Raw genomic sequence first — 12,269 nt, 5'->3', positions numbered from 1 at the left:
TGGTCACGGGAGTCGGTCCACGAGGCAGGGCGGCCCGGGTGTGACGCGACGCAGCGTGTCACACTGTGAGGATGATCAGGACGATGTCGCTTCGATCTCAGCTGTTCTTCCTGCAGCTGACCATCGTGCTCGTCATCGTCGCCGTCGCCGGGTCCACTGCCGTCGCCATGCAGCGTCTCCAGATCCGCGAGCAGTACGAGGACCGCATGGTCGGCGTCGCGCAGTCCGTGGCGCAGCTGCCGTCCGTCGTGGAGGCCTTCGACCAGCCCGATCCCAGCGCCGCCATCCAGCCGATCGCCGATCTCATCCGCCAGTCCACCGGGGTGACCTACGTGGTGGTCACGGATGCCGACGGGATCCGGTACTCGCACCCCAACCCCGAGCTCATCGGGCAGCTCGTGTCCACCGATCCCTCCATCCCCCTCTCCGGTGACACCTTCGTCGGGACCCAGACCGGCACGCTCGGCACGTCCTGGCGCGTCAAGGTCCCCATCTACGGTGACGGCGGCGAGATCATCGGCACGGCGTCGGTGGGCACGCTGGAGTCCGAGCTCGACGCCGACCTGTACGAGGACCTGCCCCGCCTGCTGGCCTGGCTGATCGTCGCGGCCCTCGTCGGATCCGCCGGCGCCATCTGGATCTCCCGGCTCGTGTGGCGGCGGATCTACCGTCTCGAGCCGGAGCAGATCGCCTCGCTCCTCGAGACGCGGGACGCCATGATCCACGGCATCAGCGAGGGCATGGTGGCTGTCGACGAGGACCACCGGATCGCCCTGCTGAACGACGAGGCCAAGCGGCTGCTGGGGCTCGACGACGCCGCTACCGGGCTGCGCGCCGAGGACGTGATGGAGCCGGCCCTCGCCCGCCTCCTGACCGACCCCGCGGACACCGACGAGACCGTCCTGTCCGGCGAGCGCGTGCTGCTCGCCCGTACCTCGGACGCCCTCGTGGACGGCACGCGCGTGGGCCGCGTGATGATCCTCCGCGACCGCACCGAGCTCTACCAGCTGCTCACCGACCTCGACGGCGAGCGCGACGTGACACAGGCCCTCCGTGCGCAGGCGCACGAGTTCGCCAACCGGATGCACACCATCTCCGGTCTGCTCGAGCTCGGGCGCACCGACCAGGCGGTCGACTTCATCTCCCGCTCCGGGCACGGCGGCTCCCTCGTGTCGGGCACCATCGCGCCGGGCATCCAGGACCCGGACGCCGCGAGCCTGCTCATGACCAAGAGCACCATCGCCGCGGAGAAGGGCATCACCCTCTCGATCGACGACACCTCGACGCTGGAGCCCGACGGCACCACCGACGTCGTCACCGTCCTCGGCATCCTGATCGACAACGCGATGGAGGCCGTCACGGGGAGCGGGCGGACCGACGGCGCCATCGCGGTCCTATTGCACACCGAGCCCGACGCCGTCCGGATCGAGGTTGCGGACAACGGGCCGGGTGTGGCGCCCGGGGACGTCGACGGCATCTTCTCCTCCGGCTACTCCACGAAGGACGGCGGGCACACGGGGACGCGGGGCTTCGGGCTCGCCCTCGTCGACCGCATCGCACGGCGACGGTCGGGGCACGTGGTGGTGGACGACGCCGAGCTCGGCGGCGCGGAGTTCACCGTCTGGCTGGCACCCTCGCTCGTCGACGCCCCGCGCACCACCCTGCAGGTGCCATGAGCACCCCACCCGCAGCACCCCTGATCCCGACGCTCGTGGTCGACGACGACCACGAGGTGGCCGGCATCCACACGGGGTTCCTCCTCGCGCACGGCGCCTTCGACGTCGTCGGCGCCGCCCACACGGGTGCGCGCGCGCTGGAGCTCGCGGAGCTGCTGCGACCCCGCCTCGTCCTGCTCGACATCCACCTCCCCGACATGACGGGCATCGACGTGCTGCGCGCCCTGCGGAACCGGCCCGGGGAGCCGCTCGACGTCATCGCCATCACCGCGGCGCGGGAGCTCGACACCGTGCGGGCCGCCGTCGCGGGTGGCGTGCTGCACTACCTCGTGAAGCCGTTCAGCGCCGCCGTGCTCAACCAGCGCCTGGACCACTACGTGGAGTACCGGCGCGAGCTCCACTCGCATGCGTCGGAGGGTGCCTCTGCCCTCGACCAGGGGCGGATCGATCAGCTCCTGCGCACGACGTCGCCGACCGGCGCGGTCCCGGGCACCGCCCGTACGGCCACGCTGGTCACCCCGAAAGGGCTCTCCGCGCCGACGCTCGACGCCGTCATGCTGGACCTCCGGGGGCACGGCCGGGGGACGTCGGCGTCGGATGTGGCCGACCGCCTCGGGATGGCGCGGGTGAGTGCCCGGCGCTACCTGGAGTTCCTGGTCTCACGCGGGCAGGCGCGCATCGTGCCGCAGTACGGATCCGCAGGGCGGCCGGAGAAGTTCTACGTGTGGACGGACGGCGGGCAGGGCTGACCTGCGGGCTCGGCGTCGTCGCTGCCCCGGGCAGGACGTCCGGCAGGAATATCCACCGCTGGAGGGGGTTGTGCAAGGCATGACAGAAAATACGGCAGCACCGTCGGGCGCACCCCGCAGCACCATCGGTTTCATCGGCAGCGGCAACATCGGCTCGCAGCTGGCACGCCTCGCCGTGGAGCGCGGCTACCAGGTGATCATGAGCAACTCCCGTGGTCCGGAGACGCTTCAGGACCTCGTCGCGGACCTCGGTGACGGAGCCCGCGCCGGCACCGCGGAGGACGCGGCGACGCAGGGCGACGTCGTCGTCGTCACCATCCCGCTGAAGGACATCGGCGCGGTTCCCGTGCAGCCACTCGCCGGCAAGCTGGTCATCGACACGTGCAACTACTACCCCGAGCGCGACGGCCACATCGCCGAGCTCGACGACGAGAGCACGACGACGAGCGAGCTGGTGCAGCGCCACCTGCCCGGTTCCTCCGTGGTGAAGGTCTTCAACAACATCCACTTCGCGCAGCTGACGACGGACGGGACGCCCGCGGGGACCCCGGACCGCCGCGCCCTGCCGATCGCCGGGGACGATTCCGACGCGAAGCAGGCCGTCACCGAGCTGCTCGACGAGTTCGGGTTCGACACCGTCGATGCCGGACCGCTTACCGAGGGCTGGCGCTTCCAGCGGGACACGGCCGCCTACGGGCCCCAGCTCTCCGCGGACGCCATGCGCGAAGCACTCGGGCAGGCCAGGCGCTACGCCGACATGTAGCTCCGGTGCCCGACCGTCAGCCGTCGCCGACCGCCTGGTCGGCCGTGGCGTCAGCGCCCGCCGAGGACGATCGGTGAGCAGCGGGACGCGTCACAGATCTGGTACCGCGCCGAGGGTGTCTTCGACGAGGTCGCCACCCGGCCCGAGTTCACGACCGGGCGGCGGCTCCCGTCCGCCACCAGGGTGACCGTGGACCCCTGAGCCCGGGACCACGTCAGCGTCGTCGCGTACAGGCGGTGCGCCGTGGTGTTCCTGGCCGAGAGCGTGATGGCCTTGGGCTGGACGGTCAGCTTCGGCTTCGGCTTCGGCAACGGCTTCGTCGGGGTCGGCGACGGGGCCGGCTTCGTCGGTGTGGCTGTCGGGCTCGCGGACGGCGACGGGGCCGGCCTCGTCGGTACGGCTGTCGGGCTCGCGGACGGCGACGGCGCCGGCCTCGTCGGTGCGGCTGTCGGGCTCGCGGACGGCGACGGCGCCGGCTTCGTCGGGGTCGCCGACGGGCTTGCGGACGGCGACGGCGCAGGAGCGGTCGGCGACGGGGTGGGAGCCGTCACCGGCGCCGGCGTGAACGAGAAGTCCCTCACCACCACCTTCTCCGGTTTCACTGCCGCGGGATCCCCTCCCCCGCCGTCGGTCACCCAGAGGTTGAAGTGGATGGTCTCCCGGGCCGGCTCGGGGACGTTCGGGCCCTGCATCACGGTGCGCTTGAGCAGGGGGCCGCCGTAGCCCTCCCCCGCGAAGGTCTCGAACGTCAGCCTGTCCGGCTCCCACACCAGGCGATGCGTGAGGATCGGGTGGTCCGTGACGCCGAAGATCGCCGTGTCGTTGCCGACCCCGGGTCCCTTGCTCGCGTCGAACCAGTAGCCGTGCCCCTGCGTGATGGGCCACACCTGGCCGTAGTTGCTGCCACCGCCCCATGAACTGGCCTCGCAAAGGTCCATCTCGTTGTAGCCCGGGGCGACGGCGGGGTCGTAGGTGAACAGGCATCCCCACACCACCTCCTTCTGGAGCGTGGTGAGGTCCTTCTCGATGGTGGTGCTGTAGGTGCCGTAGCCGAAACCGTGGCGGGTCGTGTTGAACTCGGCCCCGATGGTGGCCGCGCCGGTCGGATTCGAGAGCGTCATGGTCACGTGGCCGTCGGCGTCAGGGCTGCTGACGTTGGCGGGGTCGAACTGCTTGTTGTAGTTCGGTGCGCCGCTCCACCAGCGCTTCTCCCAATTGAGGCCCTTCCAGGCGAAATCACCCACGGGACCGGGAACGGCAGCCATCGGGGTCGTGTCCGCGGCGACGACCGGCGTGGGCACGGAGACGGCGAGCAGGAGGGCCGCGAGGACCCCGCTCAGAGCGGAACGGAGTGCTGGACGACGGAGCATGCACAGGCCTTCTGGTTCGGTAGCCCGGCTGACCCCTGGGGCCCCGTGGCTTTGCGTCTCCGGCTCGCACCGGGTTTGCCCTTCTCACCGGGCGGCTGCCCCGGCGGTGCCGACGCTCGCGCTGCCGACCGTTCAATCCTCCCGCACCGGCATGCGGCCGGAACCACGCGCCGGCGCAGATTGTGCCCAGCATTGCCGCAAGTCCATGCCCGACGTGGCAGCAGGAGCACGCTCGGGTACCTTTGGTGCATGCTGCACGGTCCCTCGTGGCCCGGTGAGCGTCTCAGTGCGGCCGGCCCGGCGCACACAAGTCACCGAAGCGACGCGCCTCAGCGCGTGCGCAGCAGATGGAGAGCACAGAAGCATGGGGAACACTCCGACGACCGGGCTGTCCGCGCGCACCCGGCGCCGCGCCGCGAGCGACGACCTCCCGAAGGGCAGGACGCTCCTCGTCCGGGCGATCGTGCTGGTCACCGCGGTGCTCGGCATCAACTACATCGCGTGGCGGTGGCTCTTCTCCATCAACTGGGACGCCTGGTGGATCGCCATCCCGCTGATCCTCGCGGAGACCTACTCGCTGATCGACTCCCTGCTGTTCGGCTTCACGGTGTGGAGGCTGAAGAAGCGCACGCCGCCCGAGGCACCCGAGGGCCTCACCGTGGACGTCTTCATCACCACCTACAACGAGCCGCTGGACCTCGTCCTCACCACGGCGCGCGCCGCCAAGGCCATCCGCTACCCGCACCGGACGTGGATCCTCGACGACGGCAACCGCGCCGAGGTGCGCGCAGCAGCCGAGGCGGAGGGCATCGGCTGGATCACGCGCTCCGCCGACTGGAAGGACATGCCGCGCCACGCGAAGGCCGGCAACCTCAACAACGCCCTGATGTCCACGGACGGGGAATTCCTCGTGATCCTGGACGCCGACCAGATCCCGGATCCGCTCATCCTCGACAGGACGCTCGGCTACTTCACCAACGAGAAGATGGCCCTGGTCCAGACGCCGCAGGTCTTCGTCAACGTCCCGGACTCCGATCCCCTGGGCAGCCAGGCCCCCCTGTTCTATGGACCCATCCAGCAGGGCAAGGACGGCTGGAACGCGGCGTTCTTCTGCGGGTCCAACGCGATCATCCGCCGCGAGGCCCTCATGCAGCTCGGCGTCACGCGGTACGTGACGGAGATCGAACTGGCCCTCCACAAGGCGCTGAAGACCTCGGACAAGGTCATCGCCAAGGCCAAGAAAGGCCTGGGCCCCGACTCCGAGCGGGTCGAGGAAGCCCTCGACCTCGTGGCGAAGGACATCCGGCGCGTGCGCCGGCGCCTCGGGAAGGGCCACGGCATCTCCGAGGTCACCTACGAGTTCCAGCAGCGCATGCAGGCCGTGACCCGCGGGCTCGTCGCCGCGGACATCGCCGCCTTCCACGAGGACCTCGCCTCCCTCGCGGACCTCGACATCATCGGGCTGGAGGAGGGACTGCAGGACGCCTCCATCAGCACGCCCGGGCTCGCCGTCGTCGACGACGCCGCGCTCGACCAGCTGGCCCAGCGCTCCTGGTCGCCCCTCGCCGCGATCGACGCCGTCCGGGTGCTCATCGAGTCGGTCAACGCGGACCGCGGCGGCGAGGCGCAGGCCGTGATGCCCATGGCCACCATCTCCGTCACGGAGGACATGGCCACGTGCATGCGCCTGCACTCCCTCAAGTGGGAGACGGCCTACCACCACGAGAAACTCGCCGACGGACTGGCGCCCGAGGACCTGAACTCCATGCTCACCCAGCGCCTGCGCTGGGCGCAGGGCACCATCCAGGTACTGTTCCGCGAGAACCCCTTCGCGCAGAAGGGCCTCACGATCGCCCAGAAACTGATGTACGGGGCGACCATGTGGAGCTACCTCTCGGGCTTCGCCGCGATCATCTACATCGCCGCGCCGATCATCTACCTGATCTTCGGCATCCTCCCCGTCAGCTCCATCAGCACGGAGTTCTTCATCCGCCTGATCCCGTTCCTGCTGGTCAACCAGCTGCTGTTCGCCGTCGTCGGGAAGGGCGTGAAGACGTGGCGCGGGCAGCAGTACTCGCTCGCCCTGTTCCCCATCTGGATCCGGTCCATCACCTCGGCGTTCGGCAACGTCTACCTCGGCCGGAGCCTGGACTTCGCCGTCACGCCGAAGACCCTGCAGCAGGACCACCAGCTCCGCTGGGACCTCGTGAGACCCCAGCTGTGGGCGATGGGCCTGCTGGTCGCCGCCGTGATCATCGGCGTCGTCCGCATGCTCGTGGGACAGGCCGACATCCTCGGCACCTCGGTGAACATCGTCTGGGTCGTCTTCGACCTGGTGATCTTCAGCGTCATCATCGAGGCCGTCCGCTACCGCGGATACGAGCACTACCAGGCGGACATCGCGGAGGCGAAGGCCCGGCAGGACGCGAAGGCGTGAGCGCGACGGTGACCACGGCGACAGCCGCCGGCCTGCGGGCCCTGGTCCTCCTCCTGGTCCTGGTGACCGGGATCCTCGGCGGTGGCACCCCTGCCCACGCCCTGGCCGGGAACCAGCCCGCCGCCACGGTGGATGCCACCATCAGCGCGGGGGCCGACCAGCTCCCGGTCGAGGACCCGACCGGCCTCGCGAAGGGGCGGTACTTCGGCCCGGAGCTCGACTGGTCCGCCGACAACGCCCGCGCCTACGCCGACCGCACCGGCATCACGCCGTCGTTCTTCAGTCGGCCCGTGGCCTATCCGCTCGACGCCGAGGCCGAGCGGGACCTCGCAGATCTCGCCCGCCAGGACGCACCGCTCGGTGCGCTCGCCGTCGTGACGCTCGAACCCTCGAGGCCGCTCGAGGAACTGACCACGGCGGACGCCGAGCTCCTCGCGGACACGCTCGCGCGCATCGGCGACGAGTTCCGCACCTCCTTCTTCCTCCGCTTCGCACCCGAGATGAACGGCACCTGGCACAGCTGGGGCCAGCAGCCGGACGCCTACGTCGACGCCTTCCGGGCCGTGGCGGGCGCCGTGCACGGGCGCGTACCGGGTGCCGCCCTGGTCTGGGCACCGTCCTACGCCGCCGGCTACCCGTTCACCGAGGCGTACGGGGCCGTCGAGGGGCTCGAGGCCGGCTCCGTCACCGCCCTCGACACGAACGGCAACGGCCTGATCGACGGCGGCGACGACCCGTACGCCCCGTACTACCCGGGCGACGACGTTGTGGACTGGGTGGGCCTGTCGATGTACCACTTCGGGAGCTACGAGCAGGGCCCGACGACGAGTGCCGACGGCACCCGCGAGTACTCCGGGGCCATCGAGACCTCCGTGCTCCCCGAGCCGGACAAGTTCGCCGACCAGCTCGCCGGCACCTACGGCATCGCACCCGGTGCCCCGACGATCGACTTCGCCAAGGTGTACGCCGCCGGGAAGGACAAGCGGTTCCTGGTGCAGACCGCGGCCCTCTTCGATCCCGAGGACGCCGACAGTGCGCCCGAGGCCGACATCAAGGCCGCCTGGCTCGACCAGCTGTTCGATCCCACGATCGCCGCGGAGTACCCCGAGCTCGGGATGGTCGCCTGGCTCGAAGCGTCCAGGCCCGAACCGGAGGCCGAGGGCCACATCGTCGACTGGCGCCTGGGCGTCGAGGACGGGGCGACGGCGGCGCTCACGGACACGCTCGGCATCTCCGCGGACCTCCGCCTGGGACCCGTCACCGACGTCATCCGGCAGGAGGACGCCAACGAGTCGACGTCGCAGGTCTGGCAGTCCGGGGCCTCGACGAACACGGCGATGAGCTGGTTGGTGGCCTCCGTCGTCGGGCTGTTCCTGCTGGTGCTCCTCGCGGGCCTGGCCCGGAAGGTCGTGCCGCAGTGGCGCTACCCGAACGAGCAGAACCCGCGGGACATGCGCCTGGACCTGCTGCGCGGCTGGATCATCACCGCCGTCGTCGTCACGCACATCGAGGTGGCGGGGCCGTGGTCCTTCGTGGCGCTCAACATCGTCGGCGCGATCACCGGGGCCGAGCTGTTCGTGCTGCTCTCCGGCGTCGTGATGGGGATGGTCTATCCCATCGCCGTCCGGAAGCTCGGTCCGATGGCCGCCCTCAAGGGCAACATGAAGCGAGCCCTGCGCCTCTACCTCACCGCCCTCGGCGTCGTGATCGCCGTCTACCTGCTCTCGCTCGTGCCGTTCATCGACGCCTCCGTGATCACCACCTTCACCGACCGCGGGACGGGGGACACCGGGGAGGGCGCCGTCGGGCGGGTCTACGACCTCTACCCGAACGCGGCACGCCTCTTCGACTACCCACCGCCCGGCTATGCCATCCAGGACCTGCTGCTGCTCAGCATGGGGCCGTGGACGTTCAACATCATGGGACTGTTCGTGGTGCTGACCCTCTCGGTGCCGCTGCTCGTCGAGCTGCTGCGCAGGAAGCTGTGGTGGCTGCTGCTCCTGGTCAGCTGGGCCCTGTACGTGCTGGACAGCATCGTCCACGTCCGTGTGCTCGACTCGCAGTTCCAGGACGTGTTCCCACTGCTGACCGGGCAGGTGATCTTCGTGCACGGCATCGTGATCGGCTTCTACCGCCGCCGCATCATCGACACGCTGAGCCGGAGCTGGGGCAAGATCCTCATCGGCACGCTGCTCGGCCTCTACGCACTCGGCCTCGGCCTGCTCTGGCTCGATTCGACGTTCCGCCTGCAGCTCCCGTTCATCCCCGCCGGCTTCTACGAGAGCCTGTACGATGCCGGGTACGTCCGCGTCTTCATGCAGCCGGGGCGCCTGATCGACCTGGCGTTCTTCGTCGTGGCGGCGCACGCCATCCTGACCTCCTTCTGGAAGCCGCTGAACAGGGCCTTCGGCTGGCTCTACATCCCGCTCGGGCAGTCCAGCCTGTACGTGTTCATCGTCCACGTGTTCTTCGTGCTCGCGGTCGGGAACCTGCCGGGACTGGACCGCACCAGCTTCTGGCAGGGCCTGGTCATCCACGCCGCGGTCACCCTGATCATCTGGGCCATGGTGAAGAAGAAGGTCCTGTTCTCGGTCATCCCCAACTGATACCGGCTCCGGCCTAGGTCGAGCCGCGCCACACCCTCCGCCAGAAGGACGTCCTCCGGGGCTCGGGCGGAGCGGCTGCCTCGGCGGCGCGGCGGGCGGCGTCCCGGCGCGCACGCCAGCGCTCCACCTCGGCGTCGACGTCGCGGAGTCCGGTGATGACGGGCGGACCGCCGAGCAGCTGGCGTCTCGCGTCCACGACGCGGTAGTTGAAGTCCTCGAGGATGTCCCGCACCTGCTTCTCGGTGTACTGGCGGTCCAGGCGGTCGTCGAGCTCGGCGTCCTCGGTACGGAGCAGGATGGCCCGCGGTCCGAGCCCCGTGATGTTCTCCCGCTGGATGAGGCCCTTGACCCACCAGTCCGGGTCATGGGCCTCCCCCAGCCCGGGGATGGGCTTGCCGGCGAGCGCCAGGTTGTCGAACTCGCCGCGGGCGATCGCGCGGTCCACGATCAGCCGGGCCCGTCTGACCTCGTCCTCACCCTGGCGCAGGGGCGCCATCCCGCTGTCCGCGGAACCGCCGTCGTCGTGCTGGCGGTCGAGTTCGGCCATGGCGTCCGCGGCGTCGCCGCCCTCGTGCGCGGCGCGGTACTGGGCGGCCTTGCGCAGGCGCTCCTCGTGCTCGTTCGACCTGCTGATGCCGCTGCCCTCCCGCGTCGGTCCGCCGTCGTGCCTCGCATCCCAGTATTCCGAGGACGCCGCACGCTGTGCAACCGTCCCGCAGACGAGCGTCCTGCCCTCCGAGGGTGTACGCCCGGCAGGCGCATCAGCCCGGCAGCCATCCCGCGATCCGGCAGCCGGACGTGGCGCGTCGAGCCCGGCGGAGCGGATCCGGCAGCCCGCACGTCTGCCCCGGGGCACGGCGCACACGACGACGGCGGGCCACCCCGGAGCCGGGGTGACCCGCCGTCGTAGGTCCGCTCGTCAGACCAGCCAGGCCGTCGTGTCCGCGGGGAGCTTCCCGTCCTCGAGGGGCGAGCTGCTCAGCAGCACGCGTCCCGCCGGCAGGTCCACCGGCGCCGAGCCGAAGTTGGTGATGCTCTGCCAGCCGCTGGGCCGGGTGAAGTGGAGGACATCGGCGACGGTCCCGTCCTCCCAGGTGAAGTCCTCGTCGCCCTGCAGCTCGCGCCGCAGGTCGAGCGCGCGGCGGTAGAAGCTGAGGTGCGATCCGGGGTCACCCTCCTGCACCTCGACCGCGTACTCCCCGAACCAGGCGGGCTGCGGCAGGTGCGCCCCGTCGAAGCCGAAGCCGAAGGACGTACCGTCCTTCGTCCAGGGCAGCGGGACGCGGCAGCCGTCGCGGCCCACGTCGACGCCGGTGTTGCGGAAGAAGGTGGGGTCCTGGCGGTCCTCGTCGGCGATGTCCGCGACCTCGTGCAACCCGAGCTCCTCGCCCTGGTAGACGTAGGCCGAGCCGGGCAGGGCCAGCATGAGCTGCGAGACCGCGCGCGCCCGGCGCTCCCCCAGCCCGCGGTCGAGCGTGGGTGCGGTGCCGCCGCTCAGCAGCCAGTTCCTGCTGGTCTCCGCCGGGGTGCTGTCCGGGCCGGCGGCCGGCAGGCCGTAGCGGGTGGCGTGCCGGACGACGTCGTGGTTGGAGAAGACCCAGGTGGACGATGCCCCGGAGGAGGTCGCCTCGGTGAGGTTCCTGGTGATGATCTCGCGGAACTGCGCCGGGTTCCAGTCGGCCTGCAGCAGGTCGAAGTTGAAGGCCTGGCCCAGTCCCTCGGGGCTGGCGTACCGGGCGCGGCGCTCGGCATGGACCCAGGCCTCGGCCACGGCCGTGCGCGGCGGGGTGTACTCGTTGAACACCGCCCGCCATTCGGCGAAAACCTCGTGGACCTCGTCGCGGTCCCAGAAGGGGTGCTGCCCGTTGTTGTTCTCGCTCTCGGAGCCGAGCGCGGCCTTCAGCGGCAGCGGCTCGGTCATGTCCTTGGTGAGGGCGTGCGCCACGTCGACGCGGAAGCCGTCCACCCCGCGGTCGGACCAGAAGCGGAGGGTGGTGAGGAAATCGTCCCGGACCTCGCGGTTGTCCCAGTTCAGGTCCGGCTGCTCGCGGGCGAAGATGTGCATGTACCACTGCCCGTCCTCGGTGCGCTCCCAGGCGGGGCCGCCGAACACGGAATCCCAGTCCGACGGCGGCTCGGCGCCGTCCGGTCCCTTCCCGTCGCGGAAGATGTAGCGGTTGCGTGCGGCCGAGCCCCTCGGTGAGGCGAGGGCCTCCTGGAACCAGGCGTGCCGGTTGGAGGTGTGGTTGGGGACGATGTCCGCGATGAGCTTGATGCCGGCCTCGTGCAGGGCGGCGATCATCTCGTCGAAGTCCTCGAGCGTGCCGAGCTTCGGGTCGACGTCGCGGTAGTCGTCGACGTCGTAGCCGCCGTCCGCGAGGGCGGACGGATAGAACGGGCTGAGCCAGACGGCGTCGATGCCGAGGGACTTCAGATAGGGGATCCGCGAGGTGATGCCCTTGAGATCACCGATGCCGTCGCCGTTGGAGTCGGCGAAGCTGCGCGGGTAGATCTGGTAGACGGCGGCCTGGCGCCACCAGTTCGGGTCCTGCATGCGCTCGTCGAGGGCAGCGGGGGCGAAGTCCGCCGTCGCATCGACGGCCGAGTCGAGATCGGGGTTGACGGTCGAAGTCACGTGGGTCTGGCCTCTCGGTGGTGAAACGGCTTT

The 12,269-nt window shown here is 70.3% G+C and carries 8 protein-coding genes and 1 riboswitch; of the genes, 5 read left to right on the top strand and 3 right to left on the bottom strand.

Translation table 11 applies throughout. The features are described from left to right. Positions 1–83: 83 nt before the first annotated feature. The 3 genes from ASF21_RS09150 (at position 84) to ASF21_RS09140 (ending at position 3,188) form a co-directional block, all read left to right on the top strand. Positions 84–1,676 carry a sensor histidine kinase gene (locus ASF21_RS09150; RefSeq protein WP_235498734.1) on the top strand — a complete coding sequence of 531 codons (1,593 nt, stop codon included), beginning with the start codon at positions 84–86 and terminating at the stop codon, positions 1,674–1,676. Beyond that, positions 1,673–2,425, top strand: coding sequence for a response regulator (locus ASF21_RS09145; RefSeq protein WP_055769882.1), 753 nt, complete (start codon positions 1,673–1,675; stop codon positions 2,423–2,425). Before ASF21_RS09150 ends, ASF21_RS09145 begins: the two co-directional genes overlap by 4 nt. A gap of 79 nt (positions 2,426–2,504) precedes the next feature. Next, positions 2,505–3,188, top strand: a complete 684-nt coding sequence (locus ASF21_RS09140) for an NADPH-dependent F420 reductase (protein ID WP_055769880.1) — start codon at positions 2,505–2,507, stop codon at positions 3,186–3,188. A gap of 50 nt (positions 3,189–3,238) precedes the next feature. On the opposite strand, the gene ASF21_RS09135 is transcribed toward ASF21_RS09140, so the two are convergent. Beyond that, positions 3,239–4,558: a glycoside hydrolase family 16 protein gene (locus ASF21_RS09135; RefSeq protein ID WP_055769878.1), complete on the bottom strand. Its 1,320-nt coding sequence runs from the start codon at positions 4,556–4,558 to the stop codon at positions 3,239–3,241. A gap of 15 nt (positions 4,559–4,573) precedes the next feature. Further along, a riboswitch (cyclic di-GMP riboswitch) is annotated at positions 4,574–4,648 on the bottom strand. Positions 4,649–4,922: 274 nt separating this feature from the next. Here ASF21_RS09135 and ASF21_RS09130 point away from each other — a divergent pair. Both ASF21_RS09130 and opgC read left to right on the top strand, forming a co-directional pair. Next, on the top strand, positions 4,923–6,995 hold the full coding sequence (locus ASF21_RS09130; protein ID WP_082471399.1) for a glycosyltransferase: 2,073 nt from the start codon (positions 4,923–4,925) through the stop codon (positions 6,993–6,995). Next, a complete protein-coding gene (gene opgC, locus ASF21_RS09125; protein WP_055769876.1) occupies positions 6,992–9,601 on the top strand; it encodes an OpgC domain-containing protein in 2,610 nt (869 codons plus the stop codon). The genes ASF21_RS09130 and opgC overlap by 4 nt, the downstream gene beginning before the upstream one ends. A 13-nt stretch (positions 9,602–9,614) precedes the next feature. Here the strand turns inward: opgC and ASF21_RS09120 are convergent, their stop codons facing one another. Continuing rightward, positions 9,615–10,148 (bottom strand): DUF1992 domain-containing protein, encoded by a 534-nt coding sequence (locus ASF21_RS09120; protein WP_082471465.1) that lies wholly within the window; start codon positions 10,146–10,148, stop codon positions 9,615–9,617. A gap of 372 nt (positions 10,149–10,520) precedes the next feature. After that, positions 10,521–12,155, bottom strand: coding sequence for a glycoside hydrolase family 13 protein (locus ASF21_RS09115; RefSeq protein WP_055770725.1), 1,635 nt, complete (start codon positions 12,153–12,155; stop codon positions 10,521–10,523). Between the last annotated feature and the right edge of the window lie 114 nt (positions 12,156–12,269).

Source organism: Arthrobacter sp. Leaf234 (assembly GCF_001422665.1).
Classification (GTDB): Bacteria; Actinomycetota; Actinomycetes; order Actinomycetales; family Micrococcaceae; genus Arthrobacter_D.
Note: the sequence above shows the minus strand (reverse complement) of the source record. Positions and strands in the feature narration are given on the sequence as shown.

Bases quoted from the DNA above. Each gene is read 5' to 3' on its own strand.
- ASF21_RS09150 (WP_235498734.1), top strand. From the start codon at position 84: ATGTCGCTTCGATCTCAGCTGTTCTTCCTGCAGCTGACCATCGTGCTC.
- ASF21_RS09145 (WP_055769882.1), top strand. From the start codon at position 1,673: ATGAGCACCCCACCCGCAGCACCCCTGATCCCGACGCTCGTGGTCGAC.
- ASF21_RS09140 (WP_055769880.1), top strand. From the start codon at position 2,505: ATGACAGAAAATACGGCAGCACCGTCGGGCGCACCCCGCAGCACCATC.
- ASF21_RS09135 (WP_055769878.1), bottom strand. From the start codon at position 4,558: ATGCTCCGTCGTCCAGCACTCCGTTCCGCTCTGAGCGGGGTCCTCGCG.
- ASF21_RS09130 (WP_082471399.1), top strand. From the start codon at position 4,923: ATGGGGAACACTCCGACGACCGGGCTGTCCGCGCGCACCCGGCGCCGC.
- ASF21_RS09120 (WP_082471465.1), bottom strand. From the start codon at position 10,148: ATGGCCGAACTCGACCGCCAGCACGACGACGGCGGTTCCGCGGACAGC.
- ASF21_RS09115 (WP_055770725.1), bottom strand. From the start codon at position 12,155: ATGCAGGACCCGAACTGGTGGCGCCAGGCCGCCGTCTACCAGATCTAC.